A 22,960-nucleotide genomic window follows, 5' to 3' on the forward strand; every position below is an offset into this window, starting at 1 on the left:
CCTAAATATATACAAAAAAAGACTGTCGCATGGACAGTCCAAATATAAAGTATGCGTATGCCTTTTGTTTCCGTCCTAATCCGAGAGAACAGAAGGAGCAGTAAGGGCATTAGCAAGCTGCATACCATCCTTTAGTCCTTGTAGATATAGACGTTCATAGAGAACAGCCTGCTTCAATTGAAGCTTATCCTCCCAATATTCAAACTCTGGCATACTTGCAAAGCCCATGGAGTCAAACAACGCTTGGAAAGCTTTGCTCTCTTCTTCAAAAGCATGCCTAGGTTCGGATTGATATTCTATCTGTGCGGTTATCTCGTTTAATCTGCCTTGCATCGTTTGTACAAACCATGCTGGAAAGTTCACCACATCTCCTCCAAGATAGAAGTTTAAATGAAAATCCTCTGAAGCTCCACCTTTTTCTTGATACATCTGATTAATGAGCTCGTCCACCCTACGGCTCTGAGCCTGAAGCGGCTCATTACTACTGAGTGGAATTCCCTGCTCCAGTGATCTCTGTCCGAGTTCATTCAGCTTGCGCTTTTCCTCCTCATATTTGTGCATCAGATGTTGCATTACACCCCCTCCTTCCTGGAAAAGCTATGTCTGTAGACGATGTACAGAAATTTTAATGCGTTTATCGGTTTATTTTATTTTAATTCGATATTCGCATTAAAACAACGGTTACCTCGCATACAATTTGGTTAAATTGTGAGGTGACACCGAAATGAAACATCGCAAAGAGCCCCCAGGTGACAAAAACATCATTGGGACCCGAGTTGTAGCAATCCGAAAAGTTAAGCAAATGAAACAAAATGAATTCCTCGCCAAGTTACAAACTTTCGGTTTAGATATCAGCCCAACCAGTTTATCGCGATTGGAAGGTCAGCATAGACTTGTACAGGATTATGAGGTAGTTGCCATTGCGAAAGCACTGGAGGTTTCTGTTGGGGAGTTGCTAGGGGAGAGTAGGTAAGGGTAGTGAGGTAGGACTTTTAGTGCTGGAGATTCTTATTTTCTTTATTAAATGTCTTATATAGATCAGCCAACTTTTCGAATAAACATTTATACATTGTTTTCCCCCTACCCGAGTATCCTTTAAATCTAAATATCGGCCCATTATAAAGGCAAAATAATACCTTCTCAATGAAGAGAAGGTATTCACACTTAACGAATTTTCACATAAAATTAAAGGAATTATGGCTATATTTCTAGTGTACATTACCTCATGTTTCACATGAGGTTTTTTGCAAGTCTTTTTATTAAACTTTGCATTAATGCATTTGATCTATAATCCGTTGTAGTCCTGTTAAATTCCCTTTACCCAAAGTAGAGTAATACTCTATATGTTGCTGAACAGCTTTTAAAGCATTTCTGTAGGATTCTTCGCCAAACTCTTGTTTGATTTTTTCGAGCAAGAATTTATTAGTAGCAGCCCTTACTCATATCTAAAGTGATCTCCACTTATTTATCCTCTCCATGATCTTTTTTTAATCAAACCTTTTCTACCACATCAATAATTTGCTTGCTCATGTATTCCTCACGAATTTCATAAAGGGTTTTACCACTCCTTTTTAGAACAGAAAAATCATACGTTGCTATATTCGACCACCCAAATACTTCCTTCAACCGTGGCATAGCTTGCAGCATATCGAATAGCCTGGAACTCGAATGCCTCTTTTCTATTTTCAATATCTTTTCGATCACGTTTAATTTCTATCAATACAATATTTCCATTATTATCAACAGCTGTTAGATCGCTTCTTCCAAGACTTTTATTTTTCACTTGGCGTCCTACTATAAGCATTGATTCTTCATCATCACAGAGTATTTCAATACTATTCCTAAGAATCTCCTCTATATCACTCTCTAACATCCCAAGTTCCGCAAAAGTTACAACATCAACCCTTGAAGCCTTTTTATTTGTAATATTAATATTATACATACATAACCCCCACCTTATAAGAATCATCATTCAAAATCTAAAGCATACTTTTCAAGTATTACTTCTCTATCATGCAAGTCAGTAAAGAATCTGATATCATTAATTATCTGCTCAATATCTTCTTTTAATAAATTCGTTTTTTTATTTTCAAGTATTATTAAGAAGGCTCTAAATAAGTAATCAACTCCAAATCCATTAATAGTAGTATCTTCTATTGATTCGATCAGTCCACTAACTGAATGTATAAGCTCTTCTTTAGAATGACAGATAGCAATGTTTAATTTGTTGCAAATATAAAATAGATCTACTGTTTTTGATCGTTTAATAGAGATAATAATAGAATTATAGATTCCTAAAAAATCTTGTTTTCTGATTCTGTATCGCTTATGGGGATTTACATGAAAGTACCTTTGTATTAACGATACAATCTCATATAAATCTTTTGCACAATTAACCTCTTTGTATTTACAGTAATAAACTTTCTCAAAGACATTGCGTTCAAAAAAGTTATCTTGATCTTTGTTTAATTTGCGTTTAGTTACACTTCTGCCAAGTACTTTTGGCATCAACTCATTCACAAACCAATTGTACGCAGTCTCAACATTCCAGTTTTGCTTTTTATTAATACTCTCTAATCCTCTACTATCTAAATCCTCAAGAAATTCAAAAGTTACACATATATCTTTTGATACCAATTCAGGATTTAAGACCATTTCTTCCGAAAACTCAGCATGGTAAAACGCGTGGTATCCAAGATCATACTTTTCATGGCTTTTGTTCGTATATACCTTGATATAATGATAATTCCTATCAAATATATGCCATTCTGAATTCCCTGAATCTATATCATGTTTCATTGAATAATCTACAATTTTTCTCCATTCATTGTAACTAAGATTAATGAGTTTATAATTATTTCTTCGTTTCGATAATGGGAAAGAGTACGATTTTAATGTATCTTCAATAGCAGTTACACACTCCAAATATTTAATAGCATAAGAATCAACTACATCACACAGTACATAAATATCCTCAATTGATAATTTAATCCTGTTATTCCCCAAACGAACTTTCACGTTATTCAAATCGATAAAATCTTGATTCTTTAATTTAGACGGGGCAACTTCAACAAAACCTCTAGTGCCATATATAGGGTCAGTAAACAACCCATCAAATAACTGACACAATATGATTTTATTATCTAAAATCAACATACAGTCCCGTGCTTTTAAAGTATTAAAGTATATTATACATTCCGTTTCTGGATTATCATATTTCGGTAAAATTGCCTCTAAACCTATTCTTTTTTTGTATTTTTTAAACATCTGTTTATAGTTTTTATCATACAATTCTTCTTGCTCAATAAATTCATCATTTTCATTACTAATAAAATTTACAATATCAGCTAAAACATGTTCTCTTTTCTTCTGATCTTCTTCAGCATCTATGTGAGTTTTAAGCATTGATAAATGTTCATCGTAATTTCGTTTTTTCTTTAAACTCTCTATTTTTTTCTCAATTACCGGAACCTTCTTCTTAACAACGCCAAGATAGAACATCAGTGGGCCTATATCAAACTCCATGTCACTTTTTCTGTTATTGTTAAACTTATTTGTTGGTACAAGGTTATGTATACTATCTAATTCAAAATTTGCATCAAGCTCACATTGTTTAAGGATCCTGCCTAATTCATCAGGTTTGTCTTTGTAACTAGCCGGAATAATGTGATCTAATTCCATATCAGAGTATTCTAAAGGCATTCCAGTATAAAAACATTTAGTGTTATATACTTCCCAAATTGCTCTTCTTATGATTTGGTCTTGTGACAGCAATATAATATGCTCCTTTTTATATAATGTATTATTTTATCAGCAGCCAATGTATGTTTTATAACTAATAAATGCATTATTAATGTTCAAATCTAGTCATAACTACAGTTCGTCGCCTCCACCCTATTTCCTTCCATATGAAAGATATAACTGTTGTCATTAATTTGAGAGCCAAGGAGCTGTCCTATGGAAATATGCCCTTTGCAGAAGACTGGTGAAAAAACACGACATTGTTAGAGTAAATAACGTATTTTATAGAATAAAATGAACTGTGACCCACAAGAAAGGCACTTTGAAAAAAGTGACCTGCCTGTGGGTTTTTTGTGTTTTAATCAGAATATTGAAGAAGGAGCGGGATATGGCTGTGGGAAACTTGACGGCAACCTTCATCCAGAAGCCATATTTCACTCCGATCAGCGCATGCACTATACGCATCCTCAAAATCGGCTCCAAATGCAACAGACCGGATTTCAACAATCGATGTCCCACAAAGGGAACTGCTGGGACAATGCATCGATGGAGTCATTCTTTGGGCATATGAAAAATGAAATGAGTGTTCGAGATTGTCAGACCCTTATGGAAGTCGGGGCTCGCGTTTCGGAATATATTGCCTACTATAACTTCGAGCGATGCCAATGGACAATAAAAAAGATGACTCCTGACGAATTCAGAAGTCATCTCCTTACGAGCTAGCTATATGGGTGTTTATTAACTTTCCTCAAATCGGGTCACAGTTCAAAAAAAGAATAAGAGTGCTCTTTTAATAATTTTTTCTGAAGATAAGAATTTAAACATATTGCACCTTATTTTTATACGGTAGGGGCTTCTTTGTGCGTACAGAAAGATATTCAGAAAAATTCATGCGGGTATAATAAACTTTAACTTCGGCTCGGAAGCAACAATGCTTTCGCTAGGCACTGGAAGGGATACAATTATTACAATTTTCCGAAAAAAGAAGCGAGAATTAACCCGCTCCCTTACTGCAAGACCATAGTCTTTCCTACCAAGAGTGAGCACCACTCTGCTGATGTGCGTACTGGCGAATACTAAAGGATTAGCAGATTACCCGCGTGCAGGAATTTTTAATATATTATTCCAAGTGTTCATTTATTATTTGTTCTTTCTCATTCTGCATGTTGTCTAAGTCTCTTTCAATTGCCGATATTTCATTCTCTAATTTTTCTGCCTTGTCCATTATTTCGAGTTGTTCACTAATTTCAGGAAGCGGAATGCTTATAGAAGAAAGCATCGTTTGATTGACACTTTTAATGTTTGCACCTTTTGGGTCTTTGGTAAGACTATTTCGAACAGCTTCCGTTCGTAAGCAATAACACAGATATTTAGAATTGACTTTTTCCGATTTAGTCCGAATTCTAATTGTAAATCCTGAATATGAAGTCTCTTTCAATAGAGTATCAATATAAACAAACCGACCTACTAAATTAGCAGAGCCATTTGAACGAACTCCCAATATATCCCCAGGTTGTAATTTGTAACTATCACTCAATTCTCCATCAATTCTCACATCTATAAGTTTATCGAGATTAGGTGAGAAGTCTTCTAGGAAATCCTTTACACCTACTATTGTGACTAAATCTCCTCTGCTATTTCCGCTATAATTTAGTCCATTTTTGAACTCCGCAAGGTCTCCTAATTTTTCAAGGGGATAGGTAAGGTCCGAAAAGACTTTATTTAGTTGATTATTTGCCTCAAGCAATTTGTTGCGAAGTATTTTTTCTTTTTGTTCAATAGTGTTTATTTCCTTTACTATTTTTTCTTGTATATGTTTTGGAGGAAGCGGAATTTTAAAGTTCGCTATCGTTTCATAACTAATTTCAATCTGTCCACTTTGACCTAACGCAAGACTTTCTAGATTTTTAAAACCAACCCAGTTAAAAACATATAAAGCATATCTAGAGTCTATTAATTCTTTATTAAATCTAAGAATGGATATATGGCTATCAACAACAAAATCTCCTTCTAAATCGAAAAATGTAACTCTTCCAGCTGTACCTACACCAGATGAATTTAGTAATAGATCCCCTCTTTGTAGTTTCCTTTCATCTAGCACGAACTCAGAACTAACAAAATGTTCTTTAGAAAAATCAAACTCAAACAATCCTCTGGCCTGGCCTGATTTTATAATCTGAATATTCGATTTTCCATAATTAGCGGATTTACCTCTCTTTATCAACGTTGTTAAGTTAGCAAGTTTTGTCAAAGGATATTTACTTTTTATTTGAACTTTTTTTTTTACTCCTAGCGAAATTTGCTTTTCAAAAACCAACTTCTTGAAGTCCAACAACTCTAGGGTGTTGAAAATCGCAATATTATCTGTGAGAGAATTCTCAATGTTGATGTTCTTTTTCAAAAAAGAATGATAAACGTAGCTGTTTGCCTTTTCAGGGTTAATGTGATTATCATCATCATAGAGTTTAGTAGTAAGTATTCCATTTTCATCACGGTACATCTTAATGCCTTCGTGTCCTCTACGATTACTAAACTCATAGCCAATAAAATCCTTCTCAGCTTGCTTTTCACCAACTTTTATTAACACTGTTTGTTGTGGATAAATCAAGAAGAAATAAAGCATTTTTTCTTGTTCGCGTGAAAAGACCTTCTCATAAAATAATTTATCTAATTCCTCTTGTTGTTCAGCCTTGGTTTTGTCCTTAAATACTTTCTTTTCTTTTAATTGTTTTATTTCAGTTAGTGAAGCGAACCATTTTTTGTAGTCTGCAAACAACTCTTGTTTTTTCATATTTTCATTAGGTTGTTTGTTCACCAATGAAATGTAATCCGTAAGTTCTAATGTTTCAAATACTTCGTTTACATACTTACTAAATGCTATTCCGATTCCGTTTACCGTAGCGTCCACAGGTTTGCCAAAGAAGTTATTAATCGCGGATTCAATCTTTCTCCAGTGGTTATTAGACTTACGTTCTAAAAATAATGTAACTGTATTTGTACCTGTCGCCATAAAAGTGTTTGAACCAAATTCAGCAATGGCTTTTACTTCGAAGTACTTTAAGATCATTTCTCTTGCATCTGTATAAATACCTGAATTACTCAAAATTGAACTTGGCAGAATCACACCTGCCCAACCGCCCGGTCTTAAAAGTTGCTTAGTGCGTTCAATAAATAAACATTCAATTTCTGAACTATCATCCGTCAGACGATTGAAGAGGTTAAATGATTCATCACCAAACTTCAAAGTGTTTTTGAAAGCGGAAACTGAATAGGGCGGGTTTGCTACCAAAACATCAAATTGTCCGTTGTCTTTGGTATCGTCTTGATTCACGTCCTTGAGTTTGCCTTTGTAATCTATGCTGTTTTGAAAATGGTCTAATCCGTCAGCATGTATTACGTTTGCTAAACCGTCACCGTTCAAAAAACAACTCACTTTAGCTGTTTTTACTAAGCGATAATCGGCTTCAATTCCGTAGACATATTCGTAAGCCCAATCAAAGGAAGATTCACGCCAACTTTTGAGTTTGGCTTTAACCGAAGGTCTTTGTTTGTTCGGGTCAAGGCTTTCAATGATTTTTTGCACTTCGTCCATCGCTTCGGTCAGGAAGTGTCCACTGCCTGCTGCATAGTCAATTATATATGGCAAAAAATTGGTTTCATCATTGTTGATTTTTCGTTCAATAAGTTCACGAATGGGCAATGACGAAATAATGAATTTAGCTATTGGAACTGGTGTGAAAAATTGTCCTGCTTCCTGCTTAATACCTGTGCTTAATAGCAACTCAAAGAAATCACCCAAGAACTGTTGCTTATGTCCGTACCGAATTTGATAAGGCTGAAGCAACTCTACCACTTCACGAACAACTCTTGCATTTTCTCTAAACGATTTTTCGTCAAAGACTTCTTTAAATGCAAATTCATTGTTTTTGTGCAATCGTACACGGGTAAACATATCACGAATTTGTTCTCTTACTTCAGGATCAAGTGCATAGAGTTTTTCTGCTACTTGCTCGTCATTGTAGTCGGTAACATCTTTGGTCAAATACTCTTTCATGCCTTGTTTATAAAGGTCTGAAAGACGCTTTTGCAATTCTTCATCAGTGTCTGATTCCAACCACTGAAAATTCAGTTCTTCAGATGGTTTGCGGTCTTCATCAACAATTTTGCAAAGGAATAGATTGAAGATTTTATTAAAAGCATTCGGCTTGTCCGAAACAACATTGTGACGAAGAATTTCGGCGAATTGGTTAAAAATTCGCCCGCTATCTTCTTCAGTCAATTCTCTTAGTCTACCTCTTGTGAGTGCTTTTATTTCAATGTCGTAAGCGTTTGTCCAATCTTCAAAAATCCCGTTGTCTTTAAAGTTTTTGTTCCAATGGTCAAAAATTTCTTTTTGGTTACTGAGTTCTTTCCATTGCTCGTCAATCTGCACGATGTCGTTAACGAACTCAAGCTGTCCTTTATAGAGTCTAGAAGCGTACAGACATAAATATTGAGCGGCTTTGTCTTGTTGAAAGTAAGAGAAAAGTTGTCCCCCATCACGCTGCATCTTCTTTTTCTCTTTCTCGTATTCTTCACCCCAAGTTTTGCATTCAATCATCAAATAGGCTTTGTTATCCTTGTCAGTAATAAGAATGTCCAACTTACCTTTTTCTTTTCTTCCCATTGGCCACTTTTGTTCCAATGAAATACTGCCTGGCGGGTAGCCTTTTGCTAAAACTCTGTCCACACACTCCAACACAACAAAGTTTTCGCTGCTCTCAAAGTTGCTTGTTGTAAGGTCGCCTAATTTGATTTTTGAACCGTATTCGATCTTCTCTTTAGCAATATCCACTTTTATAACATAATCATTATGTTGTGAATAGTTTTTATAATAAATATCTGATGTCCCTTCTATCATCTTAAATCCAAGAAGGTTAATTATTGTCAAAATTTCTAGCGAAGAGATTTTCACTTATAGCAACTCCTATCTTATCTGTTTTCACCCACCATAGACGGCGTGCGTCTTTGAGGCAGAGTCAACTTACTTATTATATTCAAAACACCTCGTATTTGTCTTGTTTTATCGAGAAGTTTTATTGAGTTGCTTTTTTAAAATTTGCCTATCGTTGAAATTCTTTATTGAGAAACTGTATATATGTAGAGGATAGTCGAAGTCTTTCACTAGGTTATTTCGTTATAATAAAAATAGAAGCGGGACTTTAATCCGCTTCATTGCTGAATACGCCAATACATCTCAACTATTAGTTTTTTCTATCCAACAGCGAGCAACTCTCCACATGTGTTAATCGTTCAGCGGAAACAACCTCGACAAGAAGTACCCACAACAAATGAAAAACCGACGACCTAAATCAACTAGGGTCTTCGGTTTAATAATTACAACTATTCGCTACTAAAGAGCGATCTCTTAATTATCATTCCCTTATCCATTTGCCGGGAGACCCCTTGCACATCTATACTCATCCGCGGGTAAAAATTATTCACTTCACAAAGTCTCACGCCGCAACTCATAAAAATACCGCACAACCGGATGCTTCAACCCCATCTTCTCAGCCATGCCTAAAATCCGCTTTTTACCAACTCTTCGGTCCACCAAAGCTAGAATATTCATTAAGATATCATTACTCTCTATGCTTTCCTCTATAGAAGTAGATAAGAACTTATTAGCCTGGGCGATAAAATTCGATTTACTTAATGAAGCCTGTGCTGACAAAAGCTCTTTTGCATGTTCTGTACTTTTTCTGCTTCTAGCCATTACTATTAGACGATCCTCCGGCACTGTCCCTTTGGTAGCTTTTCTGACCGCTTCAATGTCGTCGCTGTTGATAGGAATTTGAATATCTGGATCATTCTTAATTTCTAGCTCCGTTTGATACCATCTGATGAAGCTAGTTTTATCACTCATATTGAGTACGTTCTTTTTATCGACTGAGATATAACAAATACCAGGTTTGTCCGTTAAATAACGGTAACCCGGTGCGCGGTATTCTACCCTTCCATTTAACGCAGGACAGAGAAAGCCCTCCAGTTGTTGCTTCAATTTGCTCCAGGACATGTAATCCCCCTCCATAATAAATAACCCCACAAAGTGGGGCTTTAGCTTCGAAGATGTCTCAGGTACTTTGCGGGGACCCCAAAACATACAGAGGAAAGGCTTGTTAACTCTGGGTTGGTCCCCCTCTCCATTCAACCGATCCTCAATCTTTCCACGTCTTTTTCTATTTTAAGTTGGCAACTTAATTTCCTTGTTCTTCTGCCTCGTCATGCTCCTTATTTCCAAATTCATCGAGCAGCGCACGCACTTCATTTGTTGACTTTGTGTTCATTAAGTTATTTCTTAATTCACTTGCCCCGCGGAATCCACGGACATATATTTTAAAGAATCGTTGAAGAGGGCTGAACGAACGTGGTTCCAGTCCTGAATATTGATCATGGAGATCCAGATGCAGACGTAGCAAATCAAGCAATTCCTCACTGCTGTGATCCTTCGGCTCCTTCTCAAAAGCAAATGGATTATGAAAAATACCACGCCCAATCATAACACCATCCACACCGTATTGTTCTGCAAGCTTGAGGCCGGTCTCACGGTCCAGTATATCCCCGTTAATGGTCAGAAGTGTATCGGGTGCCACCTCATCACGAAGTTTCTTAATCTCCGGAATCAGTTCCCAATGAGCAGGTACTTTACTCATTTCCTCTCTTGTACGCAGATGAATGGACAGATTCACAATGTCTTGTTGCAAAATATGGGTTAACCAGCCGCGCCATTCGTCTAAGTCACTGAAACCAAGCCTTGTTTTTACACTGACGGGCAGTCCCCCGGCTTTGGCCGCCTGGATAATTTCCGCTGCAAGTTCGGGACGGCAGATCAGGCCGCTTCCCTTCCCATTCTCTGCTACATTCGCTACAGGACAACCCATATTAATATCGATGCCTTTGAACCCTTCTTCCGCCATACCGATGCTCATTTGACGAAAGTATTCCGGCTTATCTCCCCAGATATGCGCTACAATGGGCTGTTCATCCTCTGTAAAAGTCAAACGACCGCGCACAGCATGGTGCCCCTCCGGGTGACAATAACTCTCTGTATTCGCAAACTCCGTAAAAAACACATCCGGTCTGGCAGCAATACTTACGACATGGCGAAAAACAACATCCGTCACATCTTCCATGGGCGCCAGTATAAAAAAGGGGCGTGGTAAATCACGCCAAAAATGTTTTGTCATATCAAAAACCTCTCTATGAATATCAGGACAAATCTTTATCCCGAAATAGTAAAACTAACCTGTTAATGAAAAGTATATCATAACCCCGAGAGAATCATACTCGCCCAATAAACTCAAAAAAAAGGAAGGGGGGCGCCCCCTCCTTACTATTATCTCCAATAACTCTCCGTATTAGTTATCCTTTTGCACTAACAGCGCCACCGACTCCACATGTGTCGAGTGCTCACTGGGAACAAATCTTATACGATGTGCCTTAAGCAACCAACCTGTTTATCGAAATAATAAGTAAAATCAACTACGGCCCCATCATTCAAAGCACAACGTGTATAACAGTCTTCTTCTTTCATCTCGTTCTTTTTTTTACAAATGCCTCTTCTCCACCAAAAAGGTCTACAGGCTTACTATGATGTATTCCTTGATATTCAAAAGCTATTTGTAGATCGGGTATATAAACATCTAAATGTTGCTGTCCTAAAAATCCAGGCCTTCCATGCTGCAAAACTTCGTAATCAGAAAACAACTTTTTGATGTAATAGTATAATGCAATTTCGTTAACCCATTATGGGTTTGTATGTAATTGTTAAAGCTCTATTGCGGTCGCCTCGAAATTCTCCGCTACAATGTAGGAAGAGTCGCCGAATAATAAAATTTGTTCCCGGCCGTTGTCGCTGTAAATCTGCCGATGCGGCAATGCCGTTACTTGGAGTGATTCAGCCACTAAGACCCGTGAGTAGATATCCAAGATTTCTTGGGGGCCATTGCAGAGATAGACGAGCTGATCTGAGAACGCATCCAAATCAGGCATAAACTCATTGGCGAACTTTTTCGAGCCATATTTTAGTGCAAACGATTGAATTTCGACGAAAAGTTTTCCATAAATGATTTCATTTTTGTAAATGTGTTCGGGGCCCATAATCATGAAGAAGGGCTTCTGGTATTTAAACAATGCCAGATGTTCTTGTTGAAGCTCTACATAAAAAAAGGTGTCCTGGAGATTGATGCTGCTCTCCTTGACCTCGCTGCACGTAAGCAACCATTGCTGGTATCTTCCTGCAGTTTGGCCAAGAGCCTCCTTATACAAGGATAAGGTCAGATACAACCGATTCTCCGTTTGTTCGATCTTGTCAATCTTAAAAAATCCATCTTGATACAGGTCCATGGCATTGTTAAAAGTTTTAATCAAATTTGGGTCATCCTCCTTGGTGGCATATGTACCTTTTAAACCATATCGATCATATAACTGGCTGGCACCCTCCCCTCTATTTAATCCAGTAATGTTACTGGGAACAATTCAAAGTATAAATCATTGGATTGTAGAGAGTATCACTCAAATCGATATTTACATCTGATTTTGCACAAGCACAACAAAAGAAGACGCACAGATGTTTCCTGGTGTCTTCTTTTCATTTAGGCTGAAATTCGGTGAATTTTTACATCGAATTTACATCAAGTCTATTCTCCACTATTTGTACTACCAACGTTTTTAATCTGTACCAGCTCTCACCAACAAAGCCCCCGACTCCACATGTGTCGAGTGCTCAGTCAATATAATACGATGTGTCCTAATAACAATAATTTAACAACCAAAATTTTTGCGGATATCAGACTGTTGTTTCTTTGATCAATATTTACCGGTATCCGGCATGATCCAGACAACCTCGCACAAGCGAACGAAGAAGGTAGAATCCCTTTCTTTAATCACGACATGATCCGGCTTTGCGTCAACCACCATACCGCTCACTGATCCCCGAACCGTATCGAGAACCGCTCTTTTTCCGATCAGACTGCGTACGGCTGCGTATACGTAAGGCTCGATGACGACGACCTGAATCGGCTGTTGCATATTCGGCATCGGGTGCATCGGCTGGTTCATGCCCATCGACATTTGAGGCATTACAGATGATGGAACCATATTATTCAATTGAATCCCTCCATTGTGTTATTCATTCAAAACCAGTGTATGTGCCCACCCACGGAATAGTTCTCAATATATACATGCCTTGAATAGACAAAAAAAATGCCACCAAGACCGAGTAGGGCCTTGGCGGCAAGTTATTTCGCAAAATTTATAATGTTCATTACGCCCTAATCTATGTCAAGTGAATGACCAAGACTAACATTCAGCAAGCGCAGGATCATGAGTAACGACTCTGATCTAGTAGCCTTAGCGTTAGGATTAAATGAACCGTCACCTGCACCATTTATAATACCATTATCCGATAATCTATGAATTGCATCTTCTGCCCAACTACCCGCAATATCATTGAACTTAGTTGGATTTGAAGCTGATGATGTGTTCATTACTTTTGAAAGCATATACACTATTTCCGCTCTAGAGATACTTTGATTCGGTTTGAATGACCCATCTGCATGCCCCTTAACGATCCCAAGTCTAGCCGCTAATTCGATTGTTTTAGCTGTTGGGGAATCTTTAGGTACATCCTTGAATACTACTTCAGGTGCAGAGTTTGCTTTTTCCACTAGAGCTTTGATTACATCAATATTAACCTTTTCATTGTAGAATGATTTAGGCGTTGCTGTAGGTGCTGGTGTTTCCGCCAATACAACTCCGATTTACTTGTCCTTTTGTCTAGTAATAATAAACTCACTACTACTTCTCACCTTCAAACCCGCATTCCACCGTTGCCCGTTAAAATAAAGTCTTGCTACAAATCACGATTTTCTCCAGTAATAATTAAGATTTAATACTCCTTTTTCTCCCTAATCGTTGATGGGGCAGGCTTGGGGGATATAGAGTAAAGACTTTATTATAACTGAGTGCCGTCGGGTAGTAGCGACTTAATTATTAATGCTACGAGTTTATTATGGGGCTACACTTTCGCACTAACTGCGCCACACACTCCACATGACTTGTGTGCTTATACCTTCATTGGATTGAATTCATCAACTCATAGAAATATTTGGATTCATGAGACTTATTAAGACTATACCAGGCATCTATTGTTTTTGAAGAAAACACACCCAGAGCTCTCAAGACGTGAACAGAAAATTCCAACGGAGCTATTCCAGATGCAGTGATCAGTTTTCCATCAGTTACAGCAGACTCCATTTTGTAATACTTTTCGCCCGTGTAAGTGGGACAGATCATTTTAAGGTATTCCAGATCATTGCTTGTATGCCAACGTGAATTCAGCAATCCTGTCTGGGCAAGTGCCATTGTAGCACCACAAATCGCTGCAACTAATATACCTTCCTTTAAACACCTCTGGGCGATTTTTAAGATGGGTTGGTGAATGGTTTCTGTCCATGTATCTCCACCGGGTAAAATCAATAGATCTGTGCTTTCAATGCTGCACTCATCCAGTTTGATGTCAGGCAGTATTTTCAATCCGCCCATTGTAGTCACAGGAGTTTTTTCAATTCCCACGGTAACTATTTTTGATGGGGCCAGCCCTTTTTTATAATATCTTCCCGAGTTCAGTTCGGCAGTTAAGTAACCTATTTCCCAGTCTGACATTGTGTCAAACACATAAAGATATACCGTATTATTCATTGGCAAGTTCTCCTTATTTTACAATTCATCAAGTGATACCAACCATTCATCGGTAATCAATGATTATCATCATTATAAAATAGCTTCACTGACATCTGCTGTCAGTGAAGCTATTAAAGTTGATAGTATTCCATTAACTCCGACGCAACAGCAACAAGTTTTCCCTTCAAACTCTGTGGTTCGATTACTTGAATGGATTTCCCGTAGGATAGGAGAAAATTAGGGACATATGTATGAATTGATTTTCCCTCAAGTAAAAAGATTGCTTGATTTGATGTCCGCTCTTTCAGATGATGCCCCAAAAACCAATGCAGGCATAAGTCATCCAATGCCTCTGATCTGCCTCCGATAATTAAAGAAATTAACCCGTCCTTGCCCGCTAAATCTGGTAACAGATTTTGCATAAAAAATTCACGGGCCGAAAATGCTTCGGAACGCTTAAATATGTTTTGAGTACGCTTGATTTGTAGAATCCGTTCTGCTCGAAAGCTGCGAATCTCATTCCTTAGGTGGCAAAATGCAACAGTATACCATTTATTGTTCCAGTAAACCATTCCATAGGGGTCTATCACCCTATTCTTGGGTTGTTCATCCTGCCTTGTGCGATAATCAATTTCTACAGAGAATTCGTTTGCTACAGCCTGCTCCAATTCCGCCAATACCGGCTGAACAGAAGGGTCTCCCATACGGTTTATTACTTCAAATCCGGCTAAATGACGGCTAAGTATACTTTCCTGCTCCTGATTCGAATACATTTTCAATTTGGATGTTGCATTGCCTAATGCCTCACTCAAAGGGTATCCGGCTTCTTTTGCAAAAACAGCAGCATGAAGGAGTGCCTTTTTTTCCTCAATATCAAATAGCAGAGGTGCTCTGATAAAATTATTCAGCAAGCTATACCCGCCATTATGACCTGTGTCGGATATTATAGGCACTCCACTGGCACATAGTGCATCAATATACCGATAAACTGTCCTTATATTTATTTCTAACTTTTCGGATATTTGTTTTGCAGTCAATTTCACACCCGTATTCAGCATCCAAAGAATTGCCAGCATATTATCGTTTTTTGGCATAACATAAACCCTCATCTTTTATTAAATCTCAATATTTTATAATATCTTTTTTATCTTCTCAAGGATCGCACTAAATTAATAGCATCGCGAATCGCTTGCCTATCTTTTAACTTCCTTGAGCGGTACTGTCACATCTCTTTTTCGTTCCATCAATATTACACACTTCACATGCACCTTATGCGGGTAACCATCCCATTATTAGGGATTCTGTTATAGTGCTGGGAAACCAAAAAGAATGCAGGATTATTTATGCGGCGTGTGTTATGCTAGCAGCTTTTAGTGTGGTTTCACATCAAGTTTCACATCAAGGTAATGCTCTGGTTTCTGATTCTCCACAGCCTGCAGCAGCTTAATAATGTCGTTGGTCTTTTGGTGTACCGGCCACCTGGCCTGCGGATTGTAAGTCTTGAGTGTAGAATTTTCCACGCTCCCACAATAATTAGATTCGTACTGCTTCTTTTTCCAGATGTCATTATCCCAGTTCGGCCAGCTTCGCTTCTAAATCAGCGAGCTTCTGTTGCTCTTCAGCAAGCGTAGCTTTGTTCGTGTCTAAAGCAGCGACAGAGCTGTTAAATATTAGCTTACGTTCAGCTTTCAGCTCATCAGAAGTTTTAGTGTTATTGTTTACAATTTCAAAAGCAGCCCAAGCATCATAAACAACTCTTTCACCACTAGCAATTGCTGATTCCAAGCCCGCAATCTTCTTCTTAGAAACCTCAATTGCCTTTGTAAGGTTGTTAATAGTAGTCGCTTTGTCCATTTCAACTTGCTGTTCTTGAGCGAGTTTGCTATTTTCTTCGCTTTAATTTTCCCTCAAGGTTGACTTGTTTACTGTCCACACTTACCTCCAGTCCCAGGGCATTTGCTGCGGCTCTTACCGGAAGATAACTTGTGCCGTCGATCACTGCACCCTGCCCTATGGAAGTTCCGTTCAATTTAATTTCCAACGTTTTGTCTACCTTAGCACCAAGCAGTTTCGCTCCGGCACCATATATTTGAGGTGAGAGTGTAAGTCCAGCACCAATGACTATCCCAACAAGTAGCACTCCAATCTTCTTCATGATTGCACCCCTATTGCTAGATTTTGGGATAAGTATACCATTAAATTTTGACTGTGAGAATGAATTCAGTTCCGACCCACTTTACAAACCCACCGCCCACAGTCCTGAGCTGTGCCAGCAGAGATGGTCCCAGCTGCAATTTTGTCTTCTGTAATGCTCTTCCCGACAATAACTTCTGCATTCAATTCATTTATATTTAGGGTGTCGAGATGACCAAAAAATGATTTAACTCACGAATAATATTGTTAATCTTACTCTTCACATCCTTCAGCTTGAAAAATGGAGGGAGACCGTTAGCCTGGAAACTGGCATGGTCTTCACCTCTCTATTAATGTTTTAAATATCACTTTATTTAGGGGACTATCTTTTTCCGAAACCCGTGAGATTAGTTTTTCTTGCGCTAGCACTGCTGCCTGTGGTGTCGTGTGGCTGATGCTTTCCAACTCCTTTTTAAGAAGTGAATTTGCCAGCACGTTCTTATTCCATAAACTAACGCGAAAGGTCTCATTACCAGCTTCAGTACTGGAGGAGCTGCGGGATTATTACGCCTATAGAAAAAAGGAGCGGGACATGTTGGGGGACGCATGGAACGGCCGGGATCAAGAAGGCAGGGAGTGGCATTTCATATTCTGTCATCCGGACGGATCCCCATTCCATCATGAGCGTCCGTATCTATGGTTCCGTCAATTTATCCAGAAGAACAACATGCGATATATCCGCTTCCACGATCTGCGCCATACCTCGGCCACGCTGCTCATTAATCAAGGCATTCATGCTAATATCATTTTTGAGCGGCTGGGTCACGGGAATATCACCACAACAATGAATATTTACGGCAATGCGCTCCAGTCTGCTGACCAAGCTGCAGCTGATACGCTGGACTCACTGTTTTCCAAAAAGGCAAAAGCGCAAAAATAAAGACGCTTCAAGGAGTGATTCCCGAGCGCCTTCTTACGTTCTTTTATGTCGAATTATATTTATTTACTGGCGATTATCTTGACTTTTTGCACCACATTTGCACCAATGTACAATTAGACTCACTGTTCCACTAACTTCTACACCTCTGTATCATCGCAAGAACCCTTGATACGCACCGCTTCCCTCCACTGTACTATTTAAGCTCCAGTAATGCGACTGATTCGATATGCACCGTATGCGGAAACATATCCACCGGAGTCACCTCCACTGTTCTGTACCCACCATCCTCCAGCACTCTTAAATCCCTAGCCAGCGTAGATGGATTGCACGACACATACACAACCCGCTCCGGCTTCATCTGTAAAATGGTCTCCAGTAACCTCGGATCGCAGCCCTTACGTGGCGGATCTACTACGATCACATCCGCCGTAATCCCCTGCTCTTTCCACTTAGGAATTACGTCCTCAGACGCTCCGACCTCGAACACTACATTCTTCATCTCATTCAGCACTGCATTCGCACGGGCATCCTCAATCGCTTCGCGCACAATCTCCACCCCGTACACCTTCTCAGCATGCTGAGCTAGAAATAGCGAAATGGTCCCGATGCCGCAATAGGCGTCGATTACCGTCTCTTTACCTGTAAGCCCTGCATACTCCACAGTCTTGCCATAAAGAACCTCTGTTTGGGCAGGATTCACCTGATAAAAAGAGCGCGCAGAGATCGCGAATTGCACATCACCGATGTAGTCATAGATTACATCTCTGCCCCAGAGTGTGCGGGTGTCATCGCCAAAAATAACGTTAGTCTGCTTCGTATTGACGTTGTGGCATATACTCGCTACCTGCGGGAGCTGCTCGCGGATGCTGCCGATCCAGGCGTCCAGATGCGGGATGTCTCGCCCGTTGGTCACCAGCACCAGCATCATTTCTCCGGTGCGGAAGGCTTTTTTCACTACGACATGACGCAGCAGGCCGCGGCCGGTTTCTTCATTATAAGCAGAAATGTCGAGATCGCGGCCGATGCTCTTTACGGCAGCTACGACTGCATCATTATGTTCATGTTGGATCAAACAGGTCTCCATGTCTACGATCCGGTGGCTGCCACGAGCGTAAAAGCCGCCAACGAGGCCGCCATCGGTTACACCGATAGGCACCTGTGCCTTATTGCGATAACGCCAAGGCTCGTCCATACCCAGGGTAGGGCGAACAAGAATGCCTGCGCTCGGTCTACCGTCTTGCCCATCATTCAGCCCGTCACTTCCACCCTCATCATTCCCAGCAACCGTCAGCTTCCCAATCCGCTCCAAGTTATCCACCACCAGCTGCCGTTTCCACGCCAGCTGGGCGTTGTAGTCCATATGCTGCAGCTGGCAGCCGCCGCATTGATCGTAGATGGGACAGGGCGGCCCTATGCGGTCGCTGCTGGCCTTAACGATCTTCAGCAGCTTGGCGTAGCCGTATTGTTTCTTGGTCTTGAGTACCTTAGCCTGGACCTTCTCTCCGGGCAGTGCACCCTGCACAAATAGGGTAAAGCCTTCTACGCGGCCCACCCCTTCGCCTTCATGTGTCATGCCGATGATATCGAGCACAACTTCGTCATTTTTATTCACAGGCAGTCCGGCGATAGGGGCCGTGCCGTCCCGGCGACTGGTGTTGCGGCCGCTGCGGTGTCTAGTCATTAGTTAGAAGTCACTTCTTTCATTGTTTCATTGTTAATACAAATTTATTTAGATGGATTTTCTCCAGTTAATTTCATCTACTCATACCATTTGAAGAATTTAAGTGGAAAAAATCCATCTAATCGGGAGTTTGTGTTGTAAAAGGAGGGTGAATGAGGGAAAAAAGATGAATTAGCGGTAACTTTTCCCCTTAAATCAATAAATGGAGGCTAAATCAGCAAATTAGCAGCAAAATTTCCCTCTAAATAGGCCATAGTAAGCTGCATGGGGCTATCAAACTGAATATTTCTCAGCTAAATGACCCGCGTAACCTTTCTGTAAGCTGCTCTCACGGTAACCTCCCTGCCTTACCATCCTCAGGTACATCTTTCCCTCATATAAACCGTCTCAGAAGCTCCTCCACGAGGTCCTCAACACATTAGTTACTTCAGTTACCACGCAGAAAACCAGCCTTGGTAGGCGCATATCACCCACTCACAGCTGACCCTGCCTACTCCTACCAACACATTCGATAAGTTCCAACATACGGTTGGTGGTTGGAGAACTTCCCCTCACTCCACTCACATATTCTGAGCAAAAATCCGTAAATGCTGCGGCAGAATCCGGAATTGTCCCGGCAGGGTGCCGCCCAGTTCACCATCCAGGTTCAACTGGACATGACCGGGGGAGGTAACCTCCATCGCATCGGTGCGGAAATACACGACCTTCTTATCCTTCAGATGTGCTCCACTTATGGTTAGTCGCACTAAGCGGATGAACTCTGCGAGGTTGCATTTCTTAACCGCAATGACGTCGAATAGGCCGTCGTCGATACGGGCATCTGGTGCAAGCTTCTCGAAGCCGCCCACAGAGTTAGTATTGGCGATAAGAAACAGCATGAATTCGTCATGGATAAGCTCTTGTCCGTTCGCTCGAATAACGAGTTCTGTCGGGGAAAGACTGGCCATTTTCTCGATGCCTTTTAAGTAGTAAGCAAGCTGTCCGAGCATAGTCTTCTGCCTACTGGGTACTTCATATGTTAGGTCGGTCAGGCTTCCGCCTCCGGCAATATTGATGAAATAACGATCATTGGCTTTGCCCAAATCGATAAGACGCGACTCCTGACGCAGAATCAGATCGCAGGAATCCTCCCAGTTCTTCGGGATGCCCATTGCCCGTGCGAAATCATTAGTGGTACCGAGAGGCAAAACGCCGAGCGGTGGAAGATTAGGTTTCTCTGCCATCCCGTTGATAACCTCGTTCAGGGTACCGTCGCCACCGGCCGCTATAATCAAATCGTATCCACGTTCTACGGCATCCGCCGCCGCTGCCGTTGCATCGCCTTCTCCGCTCGTTGCATGGCAAGAGGCCTCAATGCCTCCTATATCCAGCCGGTCCAAAATATCGGCGAGCCGCTTCTTCATTTCTTCCCGTCCAGAAGTGGGATTATAAATCAATCTCGCAGTTTTCATTTACCGGAACGCCACCTGTTTTTTTATATTAATAACCTAACTGATTATAACCAATTCCAGACCCTACAATCAATGTTGGCGGCAAAAGAGTACGAATATATCTCAGCAGCAGTAAGCAACCCCGCCTCAACTAATCTCAAAATCGTCTAAAACACTATACATATGTGTATGCAGGAGCGGCTATAAAAACCACTATGGACGCCATCACTTTAGGTGAAAGCTGCGTCTATTCCTAACCCCGTATACGTTCCAACAGAATTTCCACCTGTCTCTCGATCCAGTGCGGAAGCAGCGGGTGAGGCAGTAAAGTGCGACCGGAATATCGGTAGGTCAGCCCTTCAAGCTTCTCAGGGATCACAACCTTGGTGAAGTATCCCTCACTCAGGAAGAGCGGTGCAAGCAGTACATCGTGACCCTGTTCCCGCCAATACTCCACCTTGCTCCGCACATTGTCCGGGTTCAGCAGAGCGTAATCGGCCGCAGCAACACCGCTCACCTCACGTACACGCTTGGCTAGCGATGTAATACCTGCCTGCCAGCGCTGGCGGAACCCGTCGTGAATACTTCCGTGTCCAACCAGTAAGATGGTCTCCTTCGCCGGGTCTTCGGACACCTCACGAAGCTTGTCCCATACCATAATAGCAATATCCGGGTCATCATCCACTGGATAGCCGTAATGAACTCGTGCTTTGACCGTGAAAAGCTCCAAATCCGTCTCCCGCTCCGGTTCCGGCTTAGCCCCCAGAGCATACTCTATCTCATCGACATGCGTGCTCCCGGAAGACACAAACAAGGGGATCACCATAATGTCTGTGACCCCTGCTTGTTCCAACTTATCCACTCCGTCTTGAATCAATCGACCTTCTACCAGCTCTAAAAAAGAAATAGCCACGGGAATCTCTTCCCGCAGCGTTAAGCTGCTTACGGCTTCCTCTACAATCGTGACCCAAGCTGTATCCCTGGAGCCATGACTAATAATGAGTATGCCCGGCTTCATTCTATCGTCCCAACCGTTCAAGTGTTAGTTTGTAACCGTCATTGCCATAGTTCAGGCAACGTTTCACGCGTGAAATGGTAGCCGTACTTGCTCCTGTTTCAGCTTCAATTTGGTTATAGGTGGACCCTTTACCCAGCATACGTGCAACTTCAAGACGCTGCGAGAGTGATTGGATCTCATTAACGGTACATAGATCATCGAAGAACACATAACATTCTTCCATATTTTTCAAAGTTAGAATAGCCTCAAATAATTGATCGATACTTTTATCATTCAGCTTCTTAAGCTGCATAAATAATCATCCCCTAAAAGTTCTGTCAGCATTAGCATCTCTCATTAAGCTTCGTACAAAACTGCTTTTTGGAAGCATAAACGGAATGTGACTATTGCCTCTACTATATTGTACTGGAGCGCTTTTTTCAAGCATTAACGGTTTCACGCAGTAAAGTCCGAAAATCACGGACAAATGTCCACCGTGGGAGGACAAAATTATGCTTAAATTTTTAAGAACCTTCCTTTCTGTGTCAACATCAACTGCCTTCCCTATAGTACTACAAAAGCGCCGAAAATCAAGCCTGGACACGGTTTATTCACTTTCATACGCCATTATGGGCATACGCCCTTTTCCGCTCCTATCCCTAAGCACCCGGGCATTCGTCCATACGTTATGTTCGCCTATGACATACAGTATAGTAAACCAATAACGAAGGAATGTGATATTATGCCTGATCATTACTATAATCATTCCCGCCGTAACCAGCGTTCGCTGGCCGAACCGTACAATACATCACCCTATCCCGGTATCAGTCCATACGTGCAAGTTCCACCCCCTGGAGCCGGCGGATTGTACTCTTCCTACGGAGCAGGCGAAGTTGCCGAGACCGCTCTAGCTGTCCCTGTTGAAGCCTCAGCGGCCAAAGCGGGGGGGCTTCTTGGAAGCCTAGGAAGTCTGGGTGGACTCGGCGGTCTTGGGAACGCGGCCAATATCGAGCAGATCAAAGGCTTCATTGATCGAATGGGCGGGATCGACGGCATCGTCAGCTCTATGGGTAAGGTACAGAAGGTCATGCAAAGCTTTCAGCAAATGGCTCCCATGGTTAAGCTCGTGATGAGCAGCTTTGGCAAAAACAAGGGATCGAAGAATGGATCATTGGCAGCCGAAGAGGATGCAGCGCTTTACAGTCCCGCTCGACGTAAAAAAAGACGCCCCAATCAGCGCCGTAAATCCACTCCCACCAATCGCCGCCGCTCAAGCCCGGCCAATAGTAAAAGGCGCCGCAAATAGCGGCGCCTTT

General features: G+C 41.0%; 22 protein-coding genes. 4 read left to right on the forward strand and 18 right to left on the reverse strand.

All coding sequences use genetic code 11. The annotated features are described in order from the left end of the window. Nucleotides 1-75 precede the first annotated feature (75 nt). Nucleotides 76-573 (reverse strand): hypothetical protein, encoded by a 498-nt coding sequence (locus tag PWYN_RS08305; protein WP_036650308.1) that lies wholly within the window; start codon nt 571-573, stop codon nt 76-78. Nucleotides 574-724: 151 nt separating this feature from the next. Between PWYN_RS08305 and PWYN_RS08310 the strand changes: the two genes are divergently transcribed. Continuing rightward, complete coding sequence (locus tag PWYN_RS08310) at nt 725-973, forward strand: helix-turn-helix domain-containing protein (protein WP_036650310.1); 249 nt, start codon at nt 725-727, stop codon at nt 971-973. A gap of 612 nt (nt 974-1,585) precedes the next feature. On the opposite strand, the gene PWYN_RS08315 is transcribed toward PWYN_RS08310, so the two are convergent. Together PWYN_RS08315 and PWYN_RS08320 are read right to left on the reverse strand one after the other, a co-directional pair. Further along, entirely contained in the window at nt 1,586-1,942 is a 357-nt protein-coding gene (locus PWYN_RS08315) for a PDDEXK family nuclease (RefSeq protein WP_052087838.1), read from the reverse strand. Between the two features lie 26 nt (nt 1,943-1,968). Next, complete coding sequence (locus tag PWYN_RS08320; protein ID WP_036650312.1) at nt 1,969-3,774, reverse strand: HNH endonuclease; 1,806 nt, start codon at nt 3,772-3,774, stop codon at nt 1,969-1,971. Nucleotides 3,775-4,083: 309 nt separating this feature from the next. Between PWYN_RS08320 and PWYN_RS08325 the strand changes: the two genes are divergently transcribed. Further along, a complete protein-coding gene (locus PWYN_RS08325) occupies nt 4,084-4,464 on the forward strand; it encodes an IS3 family transposase (RefSeq protein WP_169744097.1) in 381 nt (126 codons plus the stop codon). Nucleotides 4,465-4,861: 397 nt separating this feature from the next. Here PWYN_RS08325 and PWYN_RS08330 read toward each other — a convergent pair whose 3' ends face one another. The 11 genes from PWYN_RS08330 to PWYN_RS08375 form a co-directional block, all read right to left on the reverse strand. After that, nucleotides 4,862-8,695, reverse strand: a complete 3,834-nt coding sequence (locus PWYN_RS08330; RefSeq protein ID WP_052087839.1) for an N-6 DNA methylase — start codon at nt 8,693-8,695, stop codon at nt 4,862-4,864. Between the two features lie 531 nt (nt 8,696-9,226). Then, entirely contained in the window at nt 9,227-9,796 is a 570-nt protein-coding gene (locus tag PWYN_RS08335) for an SF0329 family protein (protein WP_036650314.1), read from the reverse strand. 181 nt (nt 9,797-9,977) lie between these two features. Then, entirely contained in the window at nt 9,978-10,967 is a 990-nt protein-coding gene (locus PWYN_RS08340) for a tRNA dihydrouridine synthase (protein WP_036650317.1), read from the reverse strand. A gap of 580 nt (nt 10,968-11,547) precedes the next feature. Then, nucleotides 11,548-12,150, reverse strand: coding sequence for a hypothetical protein (locus PWYN_RS08345; RefSeq protein WP_036650319.1), 603 nt, complete (start codon nt 12,148-12,150; stop codon nt 11,548-11,550). A gap of 438 nt (nt 12,151-12,588) precedes the next feature. Beyond that, nucleotides 12,589-12,879, reverse strand: coding sequence for a DUF2642 domain-containing protein (locus tag PWYN_RS08350; protein ID WP_240479760.1), 291 nt, complete (start codon nt 12,877-12,879; stop codon nt 12,589-12,591). Between the two features lie 173 nt (nt 12,880-13,052). Beyond that, nucleotides 13,053-13,529 (reverse strand): S-layer homology domain-containing protein, encoded by a 477-nt coding sequence (locus PWYN_RS08355; protein ID WP_036650321.1) that lies wholly within the window; start codon nt 13,527-13,529, stop codon nt 13,053-13,055. Nucleotides 13,530-13,854: 325 nt separating this feature from the next. After that, nucleotides 13,855-14,481 carry a type 1 glutamine amidotransferase family protein gene (locus PWYN_RS08360; protein WP_036650323.1) on the reverse strand — a complete coding sequence of 209 codons (627 nt, stop codon included), beginning with the start codon at nt 14,479-14,481 and terminating at the stop codon, nt 13,855-13,857. A gap of 113 nt (nt 14,482-14,594) precedes the next feature. Beyond that, complete coding sequence (locus PWYN_RS08365; protein ID WP_036650325.1) at nt 14,595-15,557, reverse strand: helix-turn-helix transcriptional regulator; 963 nt, start codon at nt 15,555-15,557, stop codon at nt 14,595-14,597. A gap of 276 nt (nt 15,558-15,833) precedes the next feature. Then, the gene (locus PWYN_RS29175; protein WP_157261113.1) at nt 15,834-15,983 is read right to left on the reverse strand and encodes a hypothetical protein; all 150 of its coding nucleotides are present in this window, start codon (nt 15,981-15,983) and stop codon (nt 15,834-15,836) included. Nucleotides 15,984-16,029: 46 nt separating this feature from the next. Further along, a complete protein-coding gene (locus PWYN_RS08370) occupies nt 16,030-16,317 on the reverse strand; it encodes a hypothetical protein (protein WP_036650326.1) in 288 nt (95 codons plus the stop codon). Between the two features lie 28 nt (nt 16,318-16,345). Next, nucleotides 16,346-16,618 carry a hypothetical protein gene (locus PWYN_RS08375; protein WP_036650329.1) on the reverse strand — a complete coding sequence of 91 codons (273 nt, stop codon included), beginning with the start codon at nt 16,616-16,618 and terminating at the stop codon, nt 16,346-16,348. 432 nt (nt 16,619-17,050) lie between these two features. Here PWYN_RS08375 and PWYN_RS08380 point away from each other — a divergent pair, with 432 nt between their 5' ends. Continuing rightward, on the forward strand, nt 17,051-17,536 hold the full coding sequence (locus PWYN_RS08380; protein ID WP_052087840.1) for a tyrosine-type recombinase/integrase: 486 nt from the start codon (nt 17,051-17,053) through the stop codon (nt 17,534-17,536). 193 nt (nt 17,537-17,729) lie between these two features. On the opposite strand, the gene rlmD is transcribed toward PWYN_RS08380, so the two are convergent. The 4 genes from rlmD to PWYN_RS08400 all read right to left on the reverse strand — a co-directional run bounded on the left by rlmD (nt 17,730) and on the right by PWYN_RS08400 (nt 21,957). Further along, the gene (gene rlmD / locus PWYN_RS08385) at nt 17,730-19,217 is read right to left on the reverse strand and encodes a 23S rRNA (uracil(1939)-C(5))-methyltransferase RlmD (RefSeq protein ID WP_036650333.1); all 1,488 of its coding nucleotides are present in this window, start codon (nt 19,215-19,217) and stop codon (nt 17,730-17,732) included. Between the two features lie 560 nt (nt 19,218-19,777). After that, on the reverse strand, nt 19,778-20,668 hold the full coding sequence (locus PWYN_RS08390; RefSeq protein WP_036650334.1) for a diacylglycerol kinase: 891 nt from the start codon (nt 20,666-20,668) through the stop codon (nt 19,778-19,780). Between the two features lie 232 nt (nt 20,669-20,900). Then, entirely contained in the window at nt 20,901-21,665 is a 765-nt protein-coding gene (locus tag PWYN_RS08395) for a sirohydrochlorin chelatase (RefSeq protein ID WP_036650335.1), read from the reverse strand. 1 nt (nt 21,666) lies between these two features. Next, nucleotides 21,667-21,957 carry a YerC/YecD family TrpR-related protein gene (locus PWYN_RS08400; protein WP_019913624.1) on the reverse strand — a complete coding sequence of 97 codons (291 nt, stop codon included), beginning with the start codon at nt 21,955-21,957 and terminating at the stop codon, nt 21,667-21,669. Between the two features lie 429 nt (nt 21,958-22,386). Here PWYN_RS08400 and PWYN_RS08405 point away from each other — a divergent pair, with 429 nt between their 5' ends. Then, nucleotides 22,387-22,950, forward strand: coding sequence for a hypothetical protein (locus PWYN_RS08405; RefSeq protein WP_036650337.1), 564 nt, complete (start codon nt 22,387-22,389; stop codon nt 22,948-22,950). Nucleotides 22,951-22,960 lie beyond the last annotated feature (10 nt).

The organism is Paenibacillus wynnii, assembly GCF_000757885.1.
Lineage (GTDB): Bacteria > Bacillota > Bacilli > Paenibacillales > Paenibacillaceae > Paenibacillus_AQ > Paenibacillus_AQ wynnii.

What these genes read in the sequence shown, in the direction of transcription:
- rlmD (WP_036650333.1), bottom strand. Translation starts at nt 19,217, where the DNA reads ATGACTAGACACCGCAGCGGCCGCAACACCAGTCGCCGGGACGGCACG.
- PWYN_RS08310 (WP_036650310.1), top strand. Translation starts at nt 725, where the DNA reads ATGAAACATCGCAAAGAGCCCCCAGGTGACAAAAACATCATTGGGACC.
- PWYN_RS08400 (WP_019913624.1), bottom strand. Translation starts at nt 21,957, where the DNA reads ATGCAGCTTAAGAAGCTGAATGATAAAAGTATCGATCAATTATTTGAG.
- PWYN_RS08405 (WP_036650337.1), top strand. Translation starts at nt 22,387, where the DNA reads ATGCCTGATCATTACTATAATCATTCCCGCCGTAACCAGCGTTCGCTG.
- PWYN_RS08315 (WP_052087838.1), bottom strand. Translation starts at nt 1,942, where the DNA reads ATGTATAATATTAATATTACAAATAAAAAGGCTTCAAGGGTTGATGTT.
- PWYN_RS08390 (WP_036650334.1), bottom strand. Translation starts at nt 20,668, where the DNA reads ATGAAAACTGCGAGATTGATTTATAATCCCACTTCTGGACGGGAAGAA.
- PWYN_RS08305 (WP_036650308.1), bottom strand. Translation starts at nt 573, where the DNA reads ATGCAACATCTGATGCACAAATATGAGGAGGAAAAGCGCAAGCTGAAT.
- PWYN_RS08360 (WP_036650323.1), bottom strand. Translation starts at nt 14,481, where the DNA reads ATGAATAATACGGTATATCTTTATGTGTTTGACACAATGTCAGACTGG.
- PWYN_RS08365 (WP_036650325.1), bottom strand. Translation starts at nt 15,557, where the DNA reads ATGCCAAAAAACGATAATATGCTGGCAATTCTTTGGATGCTGAATACG.
- PWYN_RS08370 (WP_036650326.1), bottom strand. Translation starts at nt 16,317, where the DNA reads ATGGACAAAGCGACTACTATTAACAACCTTACAAAGGCAATTGAGGTT.
- PWYN_RS08340 (WP_036650317.1), bottom strand. Translation starts at nt 10,967, where the DNA reads ATGACAAAACATTTTTGGCGTGATTTACCACGCCCCTTTTTTATACTG.
- PWYN_RS08350 (WP_240479760.1), bottom strand. Translation starts at nt 12,879, where the DNA reads ATGGTTCCATCATCTGTAATGCCTCAAATGTCGATGGGCATGAACCAG.
- PWYN_RS08335 (WP_036650314.1), bottom strand. Translation starts at nt 9,796, where the DNA reads ATGTCCTGGAGCAAATTGAAGCAACAACTGGAGGGCTTTCTCTGTCCT.
- PWYN_RS08380 (WP_052087840.1), top strand. Translation starts at nt 17,051, where the DNA reads ATGCTTTCCAACTCCTTTTTAAGAAGTGAATTTGCCAGCACGTTCTTA.
- PWYN_RS08375 (WP_036650329.1), bottom strand. Translation starts at nt 16,618, where the DNA reads ATGAAGAAGATTGGAGTGCTACTTGTTGGGATAGTCATTGGTGCTGGA.
- PWYN_RS08395 (WP_036650335.1), bottom strand. Translation starts at nt 21,665, where the DNA reads ATGAAGCCGGGCATACTCATTATTAGTCATGGCTCCAGGGATACAGCT.